The 20203-nt window shown below is 68.0% G+C and carries 32 protein-coding genes and 1 pseudogene; 30 read left to right on the forward strand and 3 right to left on the reverse strand.

What is annotated here, in order from left to right:
- The first annotated feature begins 83 nt into the window (after positions 1-83).
- Positions 84-1598: an N-acetylmuramoyl-L-alanine amidase gene (locus ABZ990_RS26745; protein WP_361236632.1), complete on the forward strand. Its 1515-nt coding sequence runs from the start codon at positions 84-86 to the stop codon at positions 1596-1598.
- 17 nt (positions 1599-1615) lie between these two features.
- Here ABZ990_RS26745 and ABZ990_RS26750 read toward each other — a convergent pair whose 3' ends face one another.
- The 3 genes from ABZ990_RS26750 to ABZ990_RS26760 form a co-directional block, all read right to left on the reverse strand.
- Positions 1616-3706 carry a PIG-L family deacetylase gene (locus tag ABZ990_RS26750; RefSeq protein WP_361236635.1) on the reverse strand — a complete coding sequence of 697 codons (2091 nt, stop codon included), beginning with the start codon at positions 3704-3706 and terminating at the stop codon, positions 1616-1618.
- A gap of 267 nt (positions 3707-3973) precedes the next feature.
- Positions 3974-4393, reverse strand: coding sequence for a PIN domain nuclease (locus tag ABZ990_RS26755; protein WP_361236638.1), 420 nt, complete (start codon positions 4391-4393; stop codon positions 3974-3976).
- Positions 4390-4653, reverse strand: coding sequence for a type II toxin-antitoxin system VapB family antitoxin (locus tag ABZ990_RS26760; protein WP_361236641.1), 264 nt, complete (start codon positions 4651-4653; stop codon positions 4390-4392). The genes ABZ990_RS26755 and ABZ990_RS26760 overlap by 4 nt, the downstream gene beginning before the upstream one ends.
- A 573-nt stretch (positions 4654-5226) precedes the next feature.
- On the opposite strand from ABZ990_RS26760, the gene rpsJ reads away from it, so the two are divergent.
- The 29 genes and pseudogenes from rpsJ to ABZ990_RS26905 form a co-directional block, all read left to right on the forward strand.
- Complete coding sequence (gene rpsJ, locus ABZ990_RS26765; protein WP_003948644.1) at positions 5227-5535, forward strand: 30S ribosomal protein S10; 309 nt, start codon at positions 5227-5229, stop codon at positions 5533-5535.
- Between the two features lie 13 nt (positions 5536-5548).
- Entirely contained in the window at positions 5549-6193 is a 645-nt protein-coding gene (gene rplC, locus ABZ990_RS26770; RefSeq protein ID WP_361236644.1) for a 50S ribosomal protein L3, read from the forward strand.
- A 4-nt stretch (positions 6194-6197) separates the two neighbouring features.
- Entirely contained in the window at positions 6198-6848 is a 651-nt protein-coding gene (gene rplD, locus ABZ990_RS26775; RefSeq protein ID WP_361236646.1) for a 50S ribosomal protein L4, read from the forward strand.
- A complete protein-coding gene (rplW, locus tag ABZ990_RS26780) occupies positions 6848-7165 on the forward strand; it encodes a 50S ribosomal protein L23 (RefSeq protein ID WP_282694359.1) in 318 nt (105 codons plus the stop codon). Before rplD ends, rplW begins: the two co-directional genes overlap by 1 nt.
- Positions 7166-7204: 39 nt before the next feature.
- The gene (gene rplB / locus ABZ990_RS26785) at positions 7205-8041 is read left to right on the forward strand and encodes a 50S ribosomal protein L2 (RefSeq protein ID WP_361236649.1); all 837 of its coding nucleotides are present in this window, start codon (positions 7205-7207) and stop codon (positions 8039-8041) included.
- A 12-nt stretch (positions 8042-8053) separates the two neighbouring features.
- Positions 8054-8335: a 30S ribosomal protein S19 gene (gene rpsS, locus ABZ990_RS26790; RefSeq protein ID WP_361236652.1), complete on the forward strand. Its 282-nt coding sequence runs from the start codon at positions 8054-8056 to the stop codon at positions 8333-8335.
- Between the two features lie 44 nt (positions 8336-8379).
- The gene (rplV, locus tag ABZ990_RS26795; protein WP_004571827.1) at positions 8380-8727 is read left to right on the forward strand and encodes a 50S ribosomal protein L22; all 348 of its coding nucleotides are present in this window, start codon (positions 8380-8382) and stop codon (positions 8725-8727) included.
- A complete protein-coding gene (gene rpsC, locus ABZ990_RS26800; protein WP_128985132.1) occupies positions 8727-9554 on the forward strand; it encodes a 30S ribosomal protein S3 in 828 nt (275 codons plus the stop codon). The genes rplV and rpsC overlap by 1 nt, the downstream gene beginning before the upstream one ends.
- 5 nt (positions 9555-9559) lie before the next feature.
- Positions 9560-9979 carry a 50S ribosomal protein L16 gene (rplP, locus tag ABZ990_RS26805; RefSeq protein ID WP_015035580.1) on the forward strand — a complete coding sequence of 140 codons (420 nt, stop codon included), beginning with the start codon at positions 9560-9562 and terminating at the stop codon, positions 9977-9979.
- Positions 9979-10203: a 50S ribosomal protein L29 gene (gene rpmC, locus ABZ990_RS26810; protein WP_030494258.1), complete on the forward strand. Its 225-nt coding sequence runs from the start codon at positions 9979-9981 to the stop codon at positions 10201-10203. Before rplP ends, rpmC begins: the two co-directional genes overlap by 1 nt.
- Complete coding sequence (gene rpsQ, locus ABZ990_RS26815) at positions 10203-10481, forward strand: 30S ribosomal protein S17 (RefSeq protein WP_361236656.1); 279 nt, start codon at positions 10203-10205, stop codon at positions 10479-10481. Before rpmC ends, rpsQ begins: the two co-directional genes overlap by 1 nt.
- A 134-nt stretch (positions 10482-10615) precedes the next feature.
- On the forward strand, positions 10616-10984 hold the full coding sequence (gene rplN, locus ABZ990_RS26820) for a 50S ribosomal protein L14 (protein WP_003956455.1): 369 nt from the start codon (positions 10616-10618) through the stop codon (positions 10982-10984).
- Positions 10985-10986: 2 nt separating this feature from the next.
- Entirely contained in the window at positions 10987-11298 is a 312-nt protein-coding gene (gene rplX, locus ABZ990_RS26825) for a 50S ribosomal protein L24 (RefSeq protein ID WP_361236660.1), read from the forward strand.
- Entirely contained in the window at positions 11298-11849 is a 552-nt protein-coding gene (rplE, locus tag ABZ990_RS26830) for a 50S ribosomal protein L5 (RefSeq protein ID WP_361236663.1), read from the forward strand. Before rplX ends, rplE begins: the two co-directional genes overlap by 1 nt.
- A gap of 5 nt (positions 11850-11854) precedes the next feature.
- A complete protein-coding gene (locus ABZ990_RS26835; RefSeq protein ID WP_003948630.1) occupies positions 11855-12040 on the forward strand; it encodes a type Z 30S ribosomal protein S14 in 186 nt (61 codons plus the stop codon).
- A gap of 223 nt (positions 12041-12263) precedes the next feature.
- Positions 12264-12662: a 30S ribosomal protein S8 gene (gene rpsH, locus ABZ990_RS26840; protein WP_361236666.1), complete on the forward strand. Its 399-nt coding sequence runs from the start codon at positions 12264-12266 to the stop codon at positions 12660-12662.
- 21 nt (positions 12663-12683) lie between these two features.
- Positions 12684-13223 carry a 50S ribosomal protein L6 gene (rplF, locus tag ABZ990_RS26845; RefSeq protein WP_361236669.1) on the forward strand — a complete coding sequence of 180 codons (540 nt, stop codon included), beginning with the start codon at positions 12684-12686 and terminating at the stop codon, positions 13221-13223.
- Positions 13224-13226: 3 nt separating this feature from the next.
- On the forward strand, positions 13227-13610 hold the full coding sequence (gene rplR, locus ABZ990_RS26850) for a 50S ribosomal protein L18 (protein WP_361236672.1): 384 nt from the start codon (positions 13227-13229) through the stop codon (positions 13608-13610).
- A gap of 45 nt (positions 13611-13655) precedes the next feature.
- On the forward strand, positions 13656-14261 hold the full coding sequence (gene rpsE / locus ABZ990_RS26855) for a 30S ribosomal protein S5 (protein ID WP_005313527.1): 606 nt from the start codon (positions 13656-13658) through the stop codon (positions 14259-14261).
- Positions 14261-14443: a 50S ribosomal protein L30 gene (rpmD, locus tag ABZ990_RS26860; protein ID WP_005313525.1), complete on the forward strand. Its 183-nt coding sequence runs from the start codon at positions 14261-14263 to the stop codon at positions 14441-14443. The genes rpsE and rpmD overlap by 1 nt, the downstream gene beginning before the upstream one ends.
- Before the next feature lies 1 nt (position 14444).
- Complete coding sequence (gene rplO / locus ABZ990_RS26865) at positions 14445-14900, forward strand: 50S ribosomal protein L15 (protein WP_361236675.1); 456 nt, start codon at positions 14445-14447, stop codon at positions 14898-14900.
- Between the two features lie 213 nt (positions 14901-15113).
- Positions 15114-16427 carry a preprotein translocase subunit SecY gene (gene secY / locus ABZ990_RS26870; protein ID WP_361236678.1) on the forward strand — a complete coding sequence of 438 codons (1314 nt, stop codon included), beginning with the start codon at positions 15114-15116 and terminating at the stop codon, positions 16425-16427.
- Positions 16427-17074 carry an adenylate kinase gene (locus tag ABZ990_RS26875; RefSeq protein ID WP_361236680.1) on the forward strand — a complete coding sequence of 216 codons (648 nt, stop codon included), beginning with the start codon at positions 16427-16429 and terminating at the stop codon, positions 17072-17074. Before secY ends, ABZ990_RS26875 begins: the two co-directional genes overlap by 1 nt.
- A 113-nt stretch (positions 17075-17187) precedes the next feature.
- Positions 17188-18039, forward strand: a complete 852-nt coding sequence (map, locus tag ABZ990_RS26880; protein ID WP_361236683.1) for a type I methionyl aminopeptidase — start codon at positions 17188-17190, stop codon at positions 18037-18039.
- A 181-nt stretch (positions 18040-18220) separates the two neighbouring features.
- Positions 18221-18442: a translation initiation factor IF-1 gene (gene infA / locus ABZ990_RS26885; RefSeq protein WP_003956442.1), complete on the forward strand. Its 222-nt coding sequence runs from the start codon at positions 18221-18223 to the stop codon at positions 18440-18442.
- Positions 18443-18505: 63 nt separating this feature from the next.
- Positions 18506-18619 carry a 50S ribosomal protein L36 gene (gene rpmJ, locus ABZ990_RS26890; protein ID WP_003956441.1) on the forward strand — a complete coding sequence of 38 codons (114 nt, stop codon included), beginning with the start codon at positions 18506-18508 and terminating at the stop codon, positions 18617-18619.
- 188 nt (positions 18620-18807) lie between these two features.
- Positions 18808-19188, forward strand: coding sequence for a 30S ribosomal protein S13 (gene rpsM / locus ABZ990_RS26895; RefSeq protein WP_015035595.1), 381 nt, complete (start codon positions 18808-18810; stop codon positions 19186-19188).
- A gap of 66 nt (positions 19189-19254) precedes the next feature.
- Positions 19255-19659, forward strand: a complete 405-nt coding sequence (gene rpsK, locus ABZ990_RS26900; RefSeq protein ID WP_003956432.1) for a 30S ribosomal protein S11 — start codon at positions 19255-19257, stop codon at positions 19657-19659.
- A gap of 141 nt (positions 19660-19800) precedes the next feature.
- Positions 19801-20203 (forward strand): annotated as a pseudogene (locus tag ABZ990_RS26905) (DNA-directed RNA polymerase subunit alpha); the annotation flags it as partial.

Below are 20203 nucleotides of genomic sequence, written 5' to 3' on the forward strand. Positions count from 1 at the left end.
ATCCCGTTCGTCCCGTATCTGATGTCCCGTAACGTACGCGCACATCAGGCGTGACACGGGCGGTTCGAGCGGGTGGAGGAATCGTGGCAGCGGTTGGACGGGCACGCGCGCGTACGCGTGGGGGATCGGGCACCCGGGTTCGTCGTACGGCGGTGGGGGCGGCGCTCGCGGCCACCGTGCTGCTGGCCCCGCAGGCCGCCGCGTACGGGGTGGGGGTGGGCGGAGGCGACGGCGCCGCCGGGGCCGTGCGGTCGTACGACCTCGGGCGCGACCTCGACCTCGACCACGAGCTGCCGGGCGGGATCCGCACGCTCGCTCTGACCGACCGGGGGAGCGGCGAAGCGGTCCTCGACCGGCAGCGTACGGAGCCGTTCCGGCTGCTCGGCGTGACCTGGGACGACCCTCGGGCCGAGGTCCCGGGCCCGATCGAGGTCCGCACCCGCGACCTGGCGACCGGCCGCTGGTCCGACTGGACCGAGCTGGAGCGGCATCCCGCGGGCCTGGACGGCGAGCGGGCGGCCGGCCGGGGCTCGACCGAGCCCCTGTGGGTCGGCCCCTCCGACGGCGTCGAGGCCCGCATCCGGGGAGCCGGGGGCGAGAGCGGCCAAGGCGATGGCTTGGACGACAAGGCCGCGGCCCCGCTGCCCGCCGGTCTCCGGGTGCACCTGATCGATCCCCGGAGCGCGGGCGAGGGAACCGACGCCGGGCGGGCGGGGACCAGGGCGGGCAGCGACCCGGACGGCTCTCCCACCACCGAGGACGCCGGGACCAAGGCGGGCGACGGCGCGAACGGCGCACCCGCCGCCGAGGACTCTCCGACCGTCCCGCCGAGCCAACCAGGCCCGTCGTCGACGGCCGCGCGCCCCCGGGTCGTCACCCGCGCCGAGTGGGGCGCCGACGAGTCCGAGGTCACCGAGCCGGCGATCTATCTGCCGGCCGGCCGGATCAAGGCCGCGTTCGTCCACCACACCGACAGCCGCCCGTACGAGTGCTCCCAGTCCGCGAGCATCATCCAGGGCATCCTCGACTACCACGTCCGCGTCGAGGGATGGCGGGACATCGGCTACAACTTCCTCGTCGACAAGTGCGGCACGATCTACGAGGGCCGCAAGGGCGGCATCGACCAGCCGGTGCACGGCGCCCACACCTATGGCTGGAACGCGCAGACCACCGGCATCGCCGTGATCGGCGACTTCTCGGCCGAGGGCGCGCCGCAGGCCGCGCTCGCCTCGGTGGCGCGGATCATCGCGTACAAGCTCGGCCAGTACCGGGTCGACCCCGGCGGCCGGACGACCCTGACCTCCGGCGCCAACCAGACGGTGGGTACGCGGAAGTACGTGGAGGGTGACCCGTACACCTTCGACGCGATCTCCGGGCACCGTGACGGCTTCGCCACCGCCTGCCCGGGCGACGGGCTCTACGGGCAGCTGAACACGATCCGCGGATACGCCGCCCCCGGCCGGATCAGGGGCAACGGCATCGGGAGCGCTGTAGGGAGCGCCGTGGGGAGCGGGATCGGGAGCGGGAGCGCGGGTACGGCGGAGAGCGGTCCGGCGTCCTTCGGCGGCCGGTACGAGGCTGTGCTGCCGCGCTTCTGAGTGGGCGTCATACGCCTTTACGTGGAGGGGAGTCGGGGGCGCCAGAACCACGGCCGGGCGTCGGCGCCCATGCCGACCGTGAGCGCCCCTCCGCCCGCGCTCTCCACCCGCAGCGCGGGGTCGCCGACCGGTGCCGCCCCTCGGGTACGGACGGACAGCCGGCCCTCGTGGTGCAGCTGGACCCGGCCGTGGTCGTCCAGGCCGAGCAGGACCGGGCCGGGGGCGGCGGCGAGAGCGCCGTACCCCTCGAAGGCGGGCGCGGGCCGGTCCCCGGACCCGGGCGCCACGCGCAGCCGGCCCTCGGCGGGGGCCCGGTAGTAGACCGCCAGGTCCCGCGGGCCGGGTCCGGGAACCGCCGCGACGGGATCGCCCGCCAGGGGCAGCGGCGCGGCGGGGGAGCCGTCCACCCACTGCCGTACCGCCGTCCGCCCCGCCGCCAGCAGCCGCACCCGGCCCGCGCCGTCGACGAGCGCCGTCAGCCCGTCCTGGACGCCCCCACCCGAGCCCGTGCCGGAGCCCTCGCCGGATCCCGTGCCGGATTCCTCGCCGTTGCCGGGCAGGGTCCGCCACGGTCCCCAGACGCCGTCGGCGGACCGGATCCGGGTCGAGACGCCCTTGTCCGCGTTCCGTACGAACAGATGGACCCGGCCGTCCGGCGCGGCGAGAGCCACCGGCGCGCCGATCCGGCGGCCCCGGTCGTCCCCGCGCTCCGGGTTGCCGAGCCCCCGCCACGCGCTGAACTCCCCGCCGGGAGAACGCTGTTCGAGCAGCACCACCTCACGCCGGTCCGGCCCGCCGCGCCCGCTGAGCGCCGAGATCCGCACCCCGAACAGCAGCAGCCGCCCGTCGGCGAGGACCGCCTGGCCGAGCGCGGGCGTCAGCGGTCCGCCGCCCAGGTCCGTCGGCTCGCCCCACACCCCGGAACCGGGCGCGGTCTCGCGCCAGCGCGCCACCCGCAGCCCCAGCACCCCGTACGCGGCGAGCCGGCCGTCCGGCTCCCCGGCGAGCACCGGGCGGGCGCCGGGCCAGCGGTGGTGGGTGGCGCGCACCCAGCCCTTGCGGTTGGTCAGCGGCCGGCCGCCGCCCTGCCCGTAGTCGCCGCAGCCGGACGGATCGCCGCAGTCCCAGGACGGGTCGCCGCCGTACGGGACGAGGTGGGCGGCCTTCTCCGCGAGGACGCGGGGCGGGAGGTTCTTGGGCCAGTGCCGGTTGTAGTAGCCGCGGAACGCCGTCGTCGTGAACGCGGGCACCGGCCCGCCCCCGGCGGTCGCGTCGGCCACCCAGCGCAGCAGCGCCGCCCAGGTGAAGCAGGCGACGGCGGTGTGGTCGCCGTGGTCGGAGTAGCCGGGCTGCTCGCTGTCGCGCTGCGCGGCGGCGAGGCTCCCGTGCTGGAGGTCGGGGTCCGGGTCGAGGGTGTGTACGACGGTCGGGCGGTACGCGGCGAACAGTCCGGCCAGCACCTCGACCAGCCGGTCGTGGTCGTAGGTGTCGGAACGGGGGACGGGGGAGCCCGCGGACAGCTGGGTGCGCAGCTCCAGGGCGCGGTCCTCCCACAGGGCGGGTACGGCCATGTAGTGGCGGGGGTGGTGCATCGGCAGATTGAGGAAGACCAGCTCGACGCGGCGGCCCGCGTGCTCCAGGGTGTCGGCCTCCGCGTGCCGCCCGCCGGCGAGCCCGAGGGAGCGGCGCTGCCAGACGGTGAACTTGTTCAGTCCGAGCGCTTCGGCATATGCCTGTCGCAGGCCCTGGTGACGTGCGGCGGAGTAGGCGGCCTTGTCGACGGAGACGGGCGGCTTGCCGGGGAGCCCGTTCTTGCCGTTGTGCTCACCGGCGGTGACATAGACCGACACCACCGGCACCCCGGCGTCGAGCAGCCGCTGCGTGTCGGGGTTCATGAAGAACAGGTCGTCGTCCGGGTGCGCCGCGACCTGGAGCAGCAGCGCCCGGCGGTTCGTCGCGATGGGCCGCCCCGGCGCCGGATCGGCGGAGCGGGCGGGCGTCGGCGGTACGGGTACGGAGCAGCCCGCGAGCGTCACGGAGGCCGCGGCCGCCGCCCCGCCGGCCACGCCCGCGAGAAGCGTGCGGCGCGCCACTGTTCGGTTGTCCACCTGGTCCTCGGTCCCCCTGTGAGCGGCGCCGCGCTTCCCGCCGACCGCCGCGTGCGTGCCACCGGTCCTGGTCGGGCACCGGCCGTGTGCGCCCGGCAAGACGGGAATTCCGGGCGAGGGGTTCAGCGGGCGGGGATTCGTTCATCCGGGGGTGTGAAGGGGAGGAGCGGGATCCCCAGGGAACTCCCTCAGGACCCGCCGCCGAGCAGCACGGCCGCCCGTACCCGCATGGGCCCGTCGCCGCGCCGGGCGAGCGGAAGGCTCTGGTCAGTCCGCGGTGCCGGGAGGCGTGACCCAGCGGGTCCACTGCCCGGTGATCTCGGCGATCATCTCGAAGTCGCCGTCGTAGTGGAGGATCGTCAGACCCTCCTGCTCGGCGATGGCGGCGATGAGCAGATCCGTGTGCGAGAGCGCCCGGTGGAAGCCCCGCTGCAGCGCCTCGTTCTGGATGGCGAGGGCCCGCTCGTGCTGCTTGTCGTTGCAGGGGGCGTATTCGAAGCCGCCGCGCAGCCAGGAGCGGAGACGGAGGGCCTCCACCTTGGTCCGGGCGCTGAAGACCATCTCGTATTCGGTGGGGGCGCAGACGGCGAGCAGCCCGCGCTGCTCCAGATCGTCCAGAAGCTCGGCGGCCGCGTCGTTGTCCCAGCGGTAGAGCGCGGACTTGTCGACGAGGAAGGCGGCCATCACGCGGCTTCCTCCTCGATCCGCGGAGCCGCGCTGTTCTTGCGCTTCAGGGAACCGTCACGGTTCTTTGGTCCCGTCGACTCGCGGATCTCGGTGGTGTCGATCTCTCCACTTCGGATGGCGTCGCGGAACTCCCGGCGCAGCCGCCGCCTCACCGCGTCTTCCGCCGCCGCCTGTACGGCCGCCGCCTCAGTGGTCACCCCGTAGAGGCGCTTCGCCTCCTCGACCAGCTGGTCGTCCAGATCGATCACGATGCGTGTCATGGGTCTTACCTCCCTTCACGACGATCGATATCGCCACTACCGCTAACGACGGTAGTCCTGGAAGGGGACGCCATCCGTACGACGACCCGATGGACGCCCTGGCATATGCGCCCCCGCCCACCTCGCGCATGCCCCCGCCGCGCCCCGCCCCCACCCTGTGTGTACCTCAGCGTGACGTGGGGTACAGTCTTCGACCCGATTGGCGGTCGGCTGGCCCCGTATGGCAGACTGGCGTGGTTGCTCGGTTGAGTACCGATGCTGCGCGCCTCCCGCCGGGAGGACCGGAAGCGAGTCCCACAGTACTCGTCGCCCCTCGTGAGGGGCGGACGTACGGGAATCTTTCGGGAAGCGTGGGCGGGGTACCGGCCAGGCGCCCGGTGGGTGTTCCACCCCCGTACCGCGGTCTCAGGGACCGCACCCCCTTGGTTGGGAAATCTCTCGGGATTTCTTCGTAGAGGGAGTGCGACACGCCCGACCGCGTGGGTCGGAGGAGGAACGGTGCTCGCGCCACAGCGCAGGCGCAGCCCGGCGGGTTCCAGAGCGTTAACAAAGAGACAGGACTACGAAGTAGCCATGGCGGGACAGAAGATCCGCATCCGGCTCAAGGCCTACGACCACGAGGTCATCGACTCTTCGGCGAAGAAGATCGTCGAGACGGTGACCCGTACCGGTGCGTCGGTCGCGGGCCCGGTGCCGCTGCCCACTGAGAAGAACGTGTACTGCGTCATCAAGTCGCCGCACAAGTACAAGGACTCGCGCGAGCACTTCGAGATGCGCACGCACAAGCGCCTCATCGACATCCTCGACCCCACGCCGAAGACGGTCGACTCGCTCATGCGTCTCGACCTGCCGGCTGGTGTCGACATCGAGATCAAGCTCTGAGGTGACGCGCGAGATGGCTAAGAACATCAAGGGCATCCTGGGCGAGAAGCTCGGCATGACGCAGGTCTGGGACGAGAACAACCGGGTCGTCCCGGTGACCGTCGTCAAGGCCGGTCCGAACGTCGTGACCCAGGTGCGTACGAACGACATCGACGGCTACGAGTCGGTCCAGATCGCCTTCGGCGAGATCGACCCGCGCAAGGTGAACAAGCCCCTCAAGGGTCACTTCGCCAAGGCCGACGTCACCCCGCGCCGCCACCTGGTGGAGCTCCGCACCGCTGACGCCACCGAGTACACGCTCGGCCAGGAGATCACCGCCGAGGTCTTCGAGGCCGGCGTGAAGGTCGACGTCACCGGTAAGAGCAAGGGCAAGGGCTTCGCCGGTGTCATGAAGCGCCACAACTTCCGTGGTGGCAAGGCCTCCCACGGTGCGCACCGCGTGCACCGCAAGCCCGGTTCGATCGGTGGCTGCGCCACCCCGGGCCGTGTCTTCAAGGGCATGCGCATGGCCGGTCGCATGGGCAACGAGCGTGTGACCACCCAGAACCTGACCGTTCACGCCGTTGACGCGGAGAAGGGCCTGCTGCTCATCAAGGGCGCGGTTCCTGGTCCGAACGGCGGCCTCGTCCTGGTCCGCACCGCGGCCAAGGGGGCCTGAGGATATGAGCACCATTGACATTCTGTCGCCCTCCGGCGACAAGACCGGGACCGTCGAGCTCCCGGCCGAGATCTTCGACGCCAAGATCAGCATCCCGCTGATCCACCAGGTCGTCGTCGCGCAGCTGGCCGCTGCCCGTCAGGGCACGCACAAGGTCAAGTCGCGTGGCGAGGTCCGTGGTGGCGGTCGGAAGCCGTACCGCCAGAAGGGCACCGGCCGCGCCCGTCAGGGTTCGACCCGCGCCCCGCAGTTCGCCGGTGGTGGCGTCGTGCACGGTCCCGTGCCGCGTGACTACTCGCAGCGGACCCCGAAGAAGATGAAGGCCGCCGCCCTGCGCGGTGCCCTCTCCGACCGGGCGAACCACTCCCGCATCCACGTCGTCTCCGGCGTGGTCGAGGGTGCTGCCTCCACCAAGGCCGCCAAGACGCTGTTCGGCAAGATCTCGGAGCGCAAGAACCTGCTCCTGGTCGTCGAGCGCTCCGACGAGGCCGCGTGGCTGTCCGCCCGTAACCTGCCCCAGGTGCACATCCTGGAGCCGGGCCAGCTGAACACGTACGACGTGATGCGATCCGACGACGTGGTCTTCACCCAGGCCGCCCTCGAGTCCTTCGTGTCTGGCCCCAAGGCCGCTGACATTGAGGGGAACGAAGCCTGATGGCCGAGATCACCAGCAAGACCTTCACGGACCCGCGCGACATCCTCGTCAAGCCGGTTGTCTCCGAGAAGAGCTACGCGCTGCTCGACGAGAACAAGTACACGTTCATCGTCGCGCCCACCGCCAACAAGACCCAGATCAAGCAGGCCGTCGAGGCGGTCTTCTCGGTCAAGGTCGCCGGGGTCAACACGATCAACCGCCAGGGCAAGCGCAAGCGCACCCGCACCGGTTTCGGCAAGCGTGCCAACACCAAGCGCGCCATCGTGACCCTTGCTGAGGGCAACCGAATCGACATCTTCGGCGGCCCGACCGCCTAACGGCGGTCGAGTCGTCCGATATCGGACGAGGACTGAGAAATGGGTATCCGCAAGTACAAGCCGACGACGCCGGGACGCCGTGGCGCCTCCGTCGCCGACTTCGTCGAGATCACGCGGTCCACGCCGGAGAAGTCGCTGGTCCGCCCGCTGCACAGCAAGGGTGGCCGTAACAACACCGGTCGTGTGACCGTCCGTCACCAGGGTGGTGGCCACAAGCGCGCCTACCGCGTGATCGACTTCCGTCGTCACGACAAGGACGGCGTGCCGGCCAAGGTCGCTCACATCGAGTACGACCCGAACCGCACCGCTCGCATCGCGCTGCTCCACTACGCGGACGGCGAGAAGCGCTACATCATCGCCCCGCGCGGTCTCGCGCAGGGTGACCGGGTGGAGAACGGCCCCACGGCCGACATCAAGCCCGGCAACAACCTGGCCCTCCGCAACATCCCGGTCGGTACCACGATCCACGCGATCGAGCTCCGTCCCGGCGGTGGCGCCAAGTTCGCCCGCTCCGCAGGTGCCTCCGTGCAGCTGCTCGCGAAGGAGGGCACGATGGCCCACCTCCGCATGCCGTCCGGCGAGATCCGCCTGGTCGACGCTCGCTGCCGCGCCACCATCGGTGAGGTCGGCAACGCCGAGCAGTCGAACATCAACTGGGGTAAGGCCGGCCGCAAGCGCTGGCTGGGCGTCCGCCCGACCGTTCGCGGTGTGGCGATGAACCCGGTTGACCACCCGCACGGTGGTGGTGAGGGCAAGACCTCCGGTGGTCGTCACCCGGTCTCCCCGTGGGGTCAGAAGGAGGGTCGTACTCGTTCGCCGAAGAAGGCTTCGAACAAGTACATCGTCCGCCGCCGCAAGACGAACAAGAAGCGCTAGGAGCGGGTTTAGATGCCGCGCAGTCTCAAGAAGGGACCCTTCGTTGACGGCCACCTCGTAAAGAAGGTGGACGCCCAGAACGAAGCCGGTACCAAGAACGTCATCAAGACCTGGTCCCGTCGCTCGATGATCATCCCCAGCATGCTGGGTCACACCATCGCGGTGCACAACGGCAAGACCCACGTCCCGGTGTTCGTCACCGAGTCGATGGTCGGCCACAAGCTCGGCGAGTTCTCGCCGACGCGCACCTTCCGGGGTCACGTCAAGGAAGACCGGAAGTCGAAGCGCCGCTAGTAGCGGATCGCATTCAGACACGTAAGTAACTGAGAGGGACAACCATGGAAGCCAGGGCCCAGGCGCGGTACATCCGCGTTACGCCCATGAAGGCCCGCCGCGTGGTGGACCTGATCCGTGGCATGGATGCCACGGAGGCTCAGGCTGTTCTGCGATTCGCTCCGCAGGCAGCCTCCGTGCCGGTCGGCAAGGTGCTCGACAGCGCCATTGCCAACGCCGCGCACAACTACGACCACACGGACGCCTCCTCGCTGGTCATCAGCGAGGCGTACGTCGACGAGGGCCCGACCCTGAAGCGGTTCCGTCCGCGTGCCCAGGGCCGTGCCTACCGGATCCGCAAGCGGACCAGCCACATCACCGTGGTCGTCAGCAGCAAGGAAGGAACCCGGTAATGGGCCAGAAGGTAAACCCGCACGGGTTCCGGCTCGGCATCACCACCGACTTCAAGTCGCGTTGGTACGCCGACAAGCTGTACAAGGACTACGTCAAGGAAGACGTCGCCATCCGTCGGATGCTGACGTCCGGCATGGAGCGCGCCGGCATCTCGAAGGTTGAGATCGAGCGCACCCGTGACCGTGTCCGCGTGGACATCCACACCGCTCGCCCGGGCATTGTCATCGGTCGCCGTGGCGCCGAGGCCGACAAGATCCGCGGCCAGCTGGAGAAGCTGACCGGCAAGCAGGTTCAGCTGAACATCCTCGAGGTCAAGAACCCCGAGGTCGACGCTCAGCTGGTGGCCCAGGCCGTCGCCGAGCAGCTGTCCTCCCGCGTCTCCTTCCGTCGGGCCATGCGCAAGAGCATGCAGTCCGCCATGAAGGCCGGCGCCAAGGGCATCAAGATCCAGTGTGGTGGCCGTCTCGGCGGCGCCGAGATGTCCCGCTCGGAGTTCTACCGCGAGGGTCGTGTGCCGCTGCACACGCTGCGCGCGAACGTCGAGTACGGCTTCTTCGAGGCCAAGACGACCTTCGGCCGCATCGGCGTGAAGGTCTGGATCTACAAGGGCGACGTCAAGAACATCGCCGAGGTCCGCGCCGAGAACGCTGCTGCCCGCGCCGGCAACCGCCCGGCCCGTGGTGGCGCTGACCGCCCGGCCCGTGGTGGCCGCGGTGGCGAGCGTGGCGGTCGCGGTCGCAAGCCGCAGCAGGCTCCCGCTGCCGAGGCCCCCAAGGCCGACGCCGCCGCCGCTCCGGCTGCTGAGAGCACCGGAACGGAGGCCTGACCGAAATGCTGATCCCCCGTAGGGTCAAGCACCGCAAGCAGCACCACCCGAAGCGCAGCGGTATGTCCAAGGGTGGCACGCAGGTTGCGTTCGGCGAGTACGGCATTCAGGCCCTCACCCCGGCCTACGTGACCAACCGCCAGATCGAGGCCGCGCGTATCGCGATGACCCGCCACATCAAGCGTGGCGGCAAGGTCTGGATCAACATCTACCCGGACCGCCCGCTCACGAAGAAGCCTGCCGAGACCCGCATGGGTTCCGGTAAGGGTTCTCCGGAGTGGTGGATCGCGAACGTCAAGCCCGGTCGGGTGATGTTCGAGCTGTCCTACCCGAACGAGAAGATCGCGCGTGAAGCCCTGACTCGTGCGGCCCACAAGCTGCCGATGAAGTGCAAGATCGTTAAGCGCGAGGCAGGTGAGCTGTGATGTCGGCCGGTACCAAGGCGTCCGAGCTGCGCGAGCTGGGCAACGAGGAGCTTGTCGCCAAGCTCCGCGAGGCCAAGGAAGAGCTGTTCAACCTCCGCTTCCAGGCGGCCACGGGTCAGCTCGAGAACCACGGCCGTCTGCGGGCGGTCCGTAAGGACATCGCCCGTATCTACACCCTCATGCGCGAGCGTGAGCTCGGCATTGAGACGGTGGAGAACGCCTGATGAGCGAGAACAACGTGACTGAGAACGAGCGCAACGCCCGCAAGGTGCGTGAGGGCCTGGTCGTCAGCGACAAGATGGACAAGACCGTCGTCGTCGCCGTTGAAGACCGCGTCAAGCACGCGCTGTACGGCAAGATCATCCGCCGTACGAACAAGCTCAAGGCTCACGACGAGCAGAACCAGGCCGGCGTCGGCGACCGCGTTCTCCTCATGGAGACGCGCAAGCTGTCCGCCACGAAGCACTGGCGTGTCGTCGAGATCCTCGAGAAGGCCAAGTAATTCCCGTCAGGGAACTGCGAAGGTAAGCAATCCCTCCTAGGGGGACTCCCTAGGAATCGTTCCGCCAGGCTCGGCGGGGGCCCCACTCACCGTGGTGCCCCCGCCGGGAACCGGCAGACAATCAGGAGATAGACGTGATCCAGCAGGAGTCGCGACTTCGTGTTGCCGACAACACTGGTGCGAAGGAGATCCTTTGCATCCGTGTTCTCGGTGGCTCGGGTCGCCGCTACGCGGGCATCGGTGACGTCATCGTCGCCACCGTCAAGGACGCGATCCCCGGTGGCAACGTGAAGAAGGGTGACGTCGTCAAGGCGGTCATCGTTCGCACCGTCAAGGAGCGCCGCCGCCAGGACGGCTCGTACATCCGCTTCGACGAGAACGCCGCCGTCATTCTGAAGAACGACGGCGACCCTCGCGGCACCCGTATCTTCGGCCCGGTCGGCCGTGAGCTGCGCGAGAAGAAGTTCATGAAGATCATCTCGCTCGCGCCGGAGGTGCTGTAAGCATGAAGATCAAGAAGGGCGACCTGGTCCAGGTCATCACCGGTAAGGACAAGGGCAAGCAGGGCAAGGTCATCGCGGCCTACCCGACCGAGTCCCGCGTCCTCGTCGAGGGTGTCAACCGGGTCAAGAAGCACACGAAGGCCGGCCCGAACCAGGCCGGTGGCATCGTGACCACCGAGGCCCCGGTCCACGTGAGCAACGTTCAGCTCGTCGTGGAGAAGGACGGCAAGAAGGTCGTCACCCGCGTCGGTTACCGCTTCGACGACAACGGCAACAAGGTTCGCGTTGCCAAGCGCACGGGTGAGGACATCTGATGGCTACCACTCCGCGTCTGAAGACGAAGTACCGCGAGGACATCGCGGGCAAGCTGCGTGACGAGTTCAAGTACGAGAACGTCATGCAGGTTCCCGGCCTCGTGAAGATCGTGGTCAACATGGGTGTCGGCGACGCCGCCCGTGACTCGAAGCTGATCGATGGCGCGATCCGCGACCTCACCACGATCACCGGTCAGAAGCCGGCCGTCACCAAGGCCCGCAAGTCCATCGCGCAGTTCAAGCTGCGTGAGGGTCAGCCGATCGGTGCCCACGTCACGCTCCGTGGCGACCGCATGTGGGAGTTCCTGGACCGCACCCTGTCGCTGGCGCTGCCGCGCATCCGCGACTTCCGCGGCCTGTCCCCGAAGCAGTTCGACGGCCGTGGCAACTACACCTTCGGTCTCACGGAGCAGGTCATGTTCCACGAGATCGACCAGGACAAGATCGACCGCGTCCGGGGTATGGACATCACCGTGGTCACCACGGCGACCAACGACGACGAGGGCCGTGCCCTTCTGCGTCACCTCGGCTTCCCGTTCAAGGAGGCGTAAGCGAGATGGCGAAGAAGGCTCTCATCGCGAAGGCTGCCCGCAAGCCCAAGTTCGGTGTGCGTGGGTACACCCGCTGCCAGCGCTGCGGTCGCCCCCACTCCGTGTACCGCAAGTTCGGCCTGTGCCGCGTGTGCCTTCGTGAGATGGCTCACCGTGGCGAGCTGCCGGGCGTGACCAAGAGCTCCTGGTAATTCCCCTTCGCCCTTTGGGCGTTGGTGAATGACCGGAGTCTCTCGGTAAGCACTGGGTTGGCGGCCGCCCGTCCCCGCATGGCTTAGGCTAGTGGGGTTGGGCGTCCGCCGCCCGTACGACTTACTACGCCGCAGGTCCACCGCACCGCACCCGCCTCGTCTCGGTTCGAGGAGAGGGATGGCGCACCAGGAAACCCCGGCGAGAGAGGCCGAAGGCCAATTCATGACCATGACTGATCCGATCGCAGACATGCTCACGCGTCTGCGTAACGCGAACTCGGCGTACCACGACACCGTGACGATGCCGCACAGCAAGATCAAGTCGCACATCGCGGAAATCCTCCAGCAGGAGGGCTTCATCACCGGCTGGAAGGTCGAGGACGCCGAGGTCGGCAAGAACCTCGTTCTCGACCTGAAGTTCGGTCCGAACCGTGAGCGCTCCATCGCGGGCATCAAGCGGATCTCGAAGCCGGGCCTCCGGGTTTACGCGAAGTCCACCAACCTGCCGAAGGTCCTCGGTGGCCTGGGCGTGGCGATCATCTCCACGTCCCACGGTCTCCTGACCGGCCAGCAGGCAGGCAAGAAGGGCGTAGGTGGGGAAGTCCTCGCCTACGTCTGGTAGTCGGGAACGGAGGAATAGCTAATGTCGCGTATTGGCAAGCTGCCTATCCAGGTTCCCGCCGGCGTGGACGTCACCATCGACGGGCGCACGGTCACGGTCAAGGGTTCCAAGGGCACCCTGACCCACACCGTCGCCGCGCCGATCGAGATCGTTAAGGGCGAGGACGGCGTTCTGAACGTCACCCGTCCGAACGACGAGCGTCAGAACAAGGCCCTGCACGGCCTGTCCCGCACGCTGGTGGCCAACATGATCACCGGTGTGACCCAGGGTTACGTGAAGGCGCTCGAGATCAGCGGTGTCGGTTACCGCGTGGCCGCGAAGGGCTCCTCGCTGGAGTTCCAGCTCGGTTACAGCCACCCGATCCTGATCGAGGCGCCCGAGGGCATCTCGTTCAAGGTCGAGTCGCCGACCAAGTTCGCGGTCGAGGGCATCGACAAGCAGAAGGTCGGCGAGGTCGCCGCCAACATCCGCAAGCTTCGCAAGCCCGACCCGTACAAGGCCAAGGGCGTGAAGTACGCGGGCGAGGTCATCCGCCGCAAGGTCGGAAAGGCTGGTAAGTAAGCCATGGCATACGGTGTGAAGATCGCCAAGGGCGACGCTTACAAGCGCGCTGCTAAGGCGCGTCGCCACCTGCGCATCCGCAAGAGCGTGTCGGGTACGGCGGAGCGTCCGCGCCTCGTCGTGACGCGTTCGAACCGCGGTATCACCGCTCAGGTCATCGATGACCTCAAGGGTCACACCCTGGCGTCGGCGTCCCACCTGGACACGTCGATCCGCGGTGGCGAGGGCTCGAAGTCCGCGCAGGCCCAGCAGGTCGGCGCCCTGGTCGCCGAGCGCGCCAAGGCCGCCGGTGTCGAGACCGTCGTGTTCGACCGTGGTGGCAACAGGTACGCCGGGCGCATTGCCGCTCTGGCTGACGCCGCCCGCGAAGCCGGGCTGAAGTTCTAAGCCCCGGTTCCGGGACTAACGGACGTAACAGAGAGAGGTATTCCAATGGCTGGACCCCAGCGCCGCGGCAGCGGTGCCGGTGGCGGCGAGCGGCGGGACCGGAAGGGCCGCGACGGTGGCGCTGCCGCCGCCGAGAAGACCGCGTACGTTGAGCGCGTAGTCGCGATCAACCGCGTCGCCAAGGTTGTCAAGGGTGGTCGCCGCTTCAGCTTCACCGCGCTGGTCGTGGTGGGCGACGGTGACGGCACCGTGGGTGTCGGTTACGGCAAGGCCAAGGAGGTGCCGGCCGCCATCGCCAAGGGTGTTGAGGAGGCCAAGAAGCACTTCTTCAAGGTCCCCCGTATCCAGGGCACCATCCCGCACCCGATCCAGGGCGAGAAGGCTGCGGGCGTCGTCCTGCTCAAGCCGGCTTCCCCCGGTACCGGTGTGATCGCCGGTGGCCCGGTGCGCGCCGTTCTCGAGTGCGCCGGCGTTCACGACATCCTGTCGAAGTCGCTCGGCTCCGACAACGCGATCAACATCGTGCACGCGACCGTGGCGGCCCTCAAGGGCCTGCAGCGTCCCGAGGAGATCGCGGCTCGCCGTGGTCTGCCGCTCGAGGACGTCGCCCCCGCGGCTCTCCTTCGTGCGCGTGCCGGGGCGGGTGCGTAATGGCCCGCCTCAAGATCACGCAGACGAAGTCGTACATCGGCAGCAAGCAGAACCACCGTGACACGCTGCGTTCGCTCGGGCTCAAGCGCCTGAACGACGTGGTCGTCAAGGAGGACCGCCCCGAGTTCCGCGGAATGGTGCACACCGTCCGCCACCTCGTGACGGTCGAGGAGGTCGACTGACATGGCGGAGAACAACCCGCTGAAGGTCCACAACCTCCGTCCCGCCCCGGGCGCCAAGACCGCCAAGACCCGTGTGGGTCGTGGTGAGGCGTCGAAGGGTAAGACGGCCGGTCGTGGTACGAAGGGTACGAAGGCCCGTTACCAGGTTCCGGAGCGCTTCGAGGGTGGCCAGATGCCCCTCCACATGCGTCTTCCGAAGCTGAAGGGCTTCAAGAACCCGTTCCGCACCGAGTACCAGGTCGTGAACCTGGACAAGCTCACCGCGCTCTACCCGCAGGGTGGCGAGGTCACGGTGGCCGATCTGGTCGCCAAGGGTGCGGTTCGCAAGAACCAGCTCGTCAAGGTCCTGGGCCAGGGCGAGATCACCGTGGCGCTGCAGGTGACGGTCGACGCCGTCTCCGGCTCCGCCAAGGAGAAGATCGCCGCCGCGGGCGGCACCGTCACCGAGCTCGTCTGAGACGACTCGTTGGCTTGAACATCCGACCGGGGATGCTCCTTTTTGGAGCATCCCCGGTTGGTCGTTCCTAGGGGGCCATGGTCGCCGGTAAGGTGGCGTCTACTGTCTAGAGTGCGTGCGGTATGCCCGTGTGCTCTCTGGGTGGGCCCTTATCCAGTCGAACCTCAAGACCGTCACCTCTGACGCACGTGCGCGGGGGTCGCAGGAGGCACCGTGCTCACCGCGTTCGCCCAGGCGTTCAAGACGCCTGACCTGCGCAAGAAGCTGCTCTTCACACTCGCCATCATCATCATCTACCGATTTGGCGCGCACATCCCGGTTCCCGGTGTCAGCTACAAGAACGTGCAGCTGTGCATCGACCAGGCCCAGAACGGTGGCCTGCTGGGTCTGATGCAGATGTTCAGTGGCGGTGCCCTGCTGCAGATCACCATCTTCGCGCTCGGCATCATGCCGTACATCACCGCGAGCATCATCCTGCAGCTGCTGACCGTGGTGATCCCGCGTCTGGAGGCCCTCAAGAAGGAGGGTCAGGCCGGTACCGCGAAGATCACGCAGTACACGCGTTACCTGACGGTCGCCCTCGCGATCCTCCAGGGCACCGGCCTCGTCGCCACCGCCCGTACCGGCTCGCTCTTCAGCGGCTGCTCCGTGGCGAACCAGATCGTTCCGAACGACTCGATCTTCACCACCGCCACCATGGTCATCACCATGACCGCGGGCACCTGCATGGTCATGTGGCTCGGCGAGCTCATCACCGACCGCGGCATCGGCAACGGCATGTCGATCCTGATGTTCATCTCGATCGCCGCCGGCTTCCCGGGCCAGCTCTGGGCCATCAAGACCAGCGGCAAGCTGGCCAAGGGCTGGATCGAGTTCGGCACCGTCATCCTCATCGGCTTCGTGATGGTGGCCCTCGTGGTCTTCGTCGAGCAGGCCCAGCGACGGATCCCGGTGCAGTACGCGAAGCGCATGATCGGCCGCCGTTCCTACGGTGGTACGTCCACGTACATCCCGCTCAAGGTGAACCAGGCGGGTGTGATCCCCGTCATCTTCGCCTCGTCGCTGCTCTACATCCCGGCGCTCGTCGCGCAGTTCTCGAACTCGACGGCCGGCTGGAAGACCTGGATCGAGTCGCACTTCGTCAAGGGCGACCACCCGTACTACATCGCCGCCTACTTCCTCCTGATCGTGTTCTTCGCCTTCTTCTACGTGGCGATCTCGTTCAACCCCGAGGAAGTCGCCGACAACATGAAGAAGTATGGTGGCTTCATCCCGGGTATCCGGGCTGGTCGACCTACTGCCGAGTATCTGAGCTACGTGCTCAACCGGATCACTTGGCCGGGCTCGCTGTATCTGGGTCTGATCGCTCTTGTGCCGACGATGGCGTTGGCGGGCTTCGGTGGTGCCAACCAGAACTTCCCGTTCGGCGGCACCAGCATCCTCATCATCGTGGGTGTCGGTCTCGAGACCGTGAAGCAGATCGAGAGCCAGCTCCAGCAGCGCAATTACGAAGGGTTCCTCCGCTGATGCGAATCGTCCTCGTCGGACCGCCCGGGGCCGGCAAGGGAACGCAGGCCGCGTTCCTTGCCAAGAACCTGGACATCCCGCACATCTCCACGGGTGACCTGTTCCGTGCCAACATCTCCAAGGGCACCGAGCTGGGCCTGAAGGCGAAGGCGTTCATGGACGCCGGCGACCTCGTCCCGGACGAGGTGACCATCGGGATGGCCAAGGACCGCATGGAGCAGCCGGACGCCGTGAACGGCTTCCTGCTCGACGGGTTCCCGCGCAACGTGGCCCAGGCCGAAGCTCTTGACGAGGCCCTCAAGGCCGACGGCATGCAGCTGGACGCGGTCCTGGACCTTGAGGTCCCCGAGGACGAGGTCGTGAAGCGGATCGCGGGCCGCCGCGTCTGCCGTACCGACTCCGCGCACGTCTTCCACGTGACGTACAACGCTCCGAAGACCGAGGGCGTCTGCGACACCTGCGGCGGCGAGCTGTTCCAGCGCCCGGACGACTCCGAGGAGACGGTCCGCCGGCGCCTGGAGGTCTACCACAAGCAGACCGAGCCGATCATCGACTACTACCGGGCCCAGGACCTGGTGGCGACGATCTCGGCGCTCGGCAAGGTGGACGAGGTCACGGCGCGTGCCATGGAAGCCCTGAAGAAGTAACCAGTCGCCGGCTCCGGCCGGACTGGAGCGATACGGCCGCGGTTCCCCGGGAGGGGTGCCGCGGCCGTATCGTTGTATCGATCCCCGTACTCGATGGAAAGGCCGCGGCCACGATGGTGCAGATCAAGACCCCCGAGCAGATCGCGAAGATGCGCGAGGCGGGGCTGGTCGTCGCGGCCATCCACGCGGCGACCCGCGAGGTCGCCGTGCCCGGCGCGACCACCCGGGACCTGGACGAGGCGGCCCGCAAGGTGATCGCCGACCACGGCGCGAAGTCGAACTTCCTCGGCTACGGCGGCTTCCCCGCGACCATCTGCACCTCGGTCAACGAGGTCGTGGTCCACGGCATCCCCGACGAGAAGACCGTCCTGAAGGACGGCGACCTCATCTCCATCGACTGCGGCGCGATCGTCGACGGCTGGCACGGCGACGCCGCGTACACCGCCTTCGTCGGCACCGGTCACGCCCCGGAGCTCGTCGAGCTGTCCCGGGTGACGGAGGAGTCGATGTGGGCCGGCATCGCCGCCATGCGCGTCGGCGCCCGTCTGGTCGACGTCTCGCGCGCGATCGAGACGTACATCAAGCGCCAGCCGCGTCCGGCCATGGGCGACCACAGCCTCGGCCGCTACGGGATCATCGAGGACTACGGCGGCCACGGCATCGGCACCGAGATGCACATGGACCCGCACCTGCTGAACTACGTCGCCCGCAAGCGCGGCAAGGGCCCGAAGCTGGTCCCCGGCTTCTGCCTGGCGATCGAGCCGATGATCTCCCTCGGCACCCCGAAGACCGAGGTCCTCGCCGACGACTGGACCGTCATCACGACGGACGGCACCTGGTCCTCGCACTGGGAGCACAGCGTCGCGGTGACCGAGGAGGGCCCGCTGGTCCTCACCGCGGTCGACGGCGGCAAGGCGAAGCTGGCGGAGCTGGGCATCACGGCGGCGCCGGACCCGCTCGCGTAACGCCGTGCGGCCCTCCGGGATGTCCCGGGGGGCCCGCGTAATGATCTTCAGGCTGGGGCAGACTGTCCGGATTCGTATTTTCCAGGTGGCTGGCGTAGACTGACGCGTCGGCTCTCGTATACCCGTGTGTCCGCACCCGGCGGCGAGAGTCGATCAAGGTAGCCGATTCGAAGGGCGAAGCGTGGCCAAGAAGCAAGGTGCCATCGAAATCGAGGGCACCGTGATCGAGTCCCTGCCGAACGCCATGTTCAAGGTGGAGCTCCAGAACGGTCACAAGGTCCTCGCGCACATCTCCGGAAAGATGCGGATGCACTACATCCGAATCCTCCCGGACGACCGGGTCGTCGTGGAGCTGTCTCCGTACGACCTGACGCGTGGCCGGATCGTCTACCGGTACAAGTAGATCTTGCCCGCACCCCGCCTCCGTGCGCGGGTGATGGCACTGACCCGGAGAACCTCACATCCCATGAAGGTCAAGCCGAGCGTCAAGAAGATCTGCGACAAGTGCAAGGTGATCCGCCGCCACGGCCGGGTCATGGTCATCTGCGACAACCTGCGCCACAAGCAGCGCCAGGGCTGACGCACGCCGACCGACCTGCATTTCGCAGTCTTCGCGCGACGCATAGCAATACGTACATACGCAGAACCCGTCGGGCCGTGATCCACGGCTGACGGCACCTCCGGCGGGGGCCGGGGACCCGACCTGTACCTGATACGGCAGCCGGGAGTGGTTCTGCAGCAGACCCCCGAGAACACAGGAGCCATTGAATGGCACGCGTTTCCGGTGTTGACATCCCGCGCGAAAAGCGTGTGGTGGTCGCACTCACCTACGTCTTCGGTATCGGGCGTACCCGGTCCGAGGAGATTCTCGCCGCGACCGGCGTGAACCCGTCCACCCGTGTCCGCGACCTTGCCGAGGAAGACCTCGTCAAGATCCGCGAGTACGTGGACGCCAACCTCCAGACCGAGGGTGACCTCCGCCGCGAGATCGCCGCCGACATCCGCCGCAAGGTCGAGATCGGCTGCTACCAGGGCCTGCGCCACCGTCGTGGCCTGCCCGTCCGCGGTCAGCGCACCAGCACGAACGCTCGTACCCGCAAGGGCCCGCGTCGCGCCATCGCCGGTAAGAAGAAGCCGGGCAAGAAGTAGTCCTCAGCGGACGCTTGACCAAGCGGTCTTCGCTGTAGGACCGACCACCTCCCGTAGGAGTAAGAGATGCCCCCCAAGGGTCGTCAGGGCGCTGCCAAGAAGGTGCGCCGCAAGGAAAAGAAGAACGTCGCTCACGGCCACGCGCACATCAAGAGCACGTTCAACAACACGATCGTCTCGATCACGGACCCGTCCGGCAACGTGATCTCCTGGGCCTCCGCCGGCCACGTCGGCTTCAAGGGCTCGCGCAAGTCCACCCCGTTCGCCGCGCAGATGGCCGCCGAGTCGGCCGCTCGCCGCGCGCAGGAGCACGGCATGCGCAAGGTCGACGTCTTCGTCAAGGGTCCCGGCTCCGGCCGTGAGACCGCGATCCGTTCCCTCCAGGCCACCGGCCTCGAGGTGGGCTCGATCCAGGACGTCACCCCCACCCCGCACAACGGCTGCCGTCCGCCGAAGCGCCGCCGCGTCTGACCTCGGTCAGGTCGTAGCGGACGCACTTGTGCGTTCTTGAGTGTCCGGGCGGTACGGCTCCCCAGGAGCGGTGCCGCCCGTACCCTTGCTGTATCAGCGGACGTCAAATAGTGGGCGTCCTCGACTGAAGGAAACGAAGACATGCTTATCGCTCAGCGTCCCTCGCTGACCGAAGAGGTCGTCGACGAGTTCCGCTCCCGGTTCGTCATCGAGCCGCTGGAGCCGGGCTTCGGCTACACCCTCGGCAACTCGCTCCGCCGCACCCTGCTCTCGTCGATCCCGGGCGCCGCTGTCACCAGCATCCGCGTCGACGGTGTCCTGCACGAGTTCACCACCGTGCCGGGTGTGAAGGAAGACGTCACCGACATCATCCTGAACATCAAGCAGCTGGTCGTCTCCTCGGAGCACGACGAGCCGGTCGTGATGTACCTGCGCAAGCAGGGCCCGGGTCTGGTCACCGCCGCCGACATCGCGCCGCCGGCCGGTGTCGAGGTGCACAACCCCGACCTCGTCCTCGCCACGCTCAACGGCAAGGGCAAGCTGG

This window comes from Streptomyces sp. NPDC046203 (assembly GCF_040646255.1).
GTDB lineage: Bacteria > Actinomycetota > Actinomycetes > Streptomycetales > Streptomycetaceae > Streptomyces.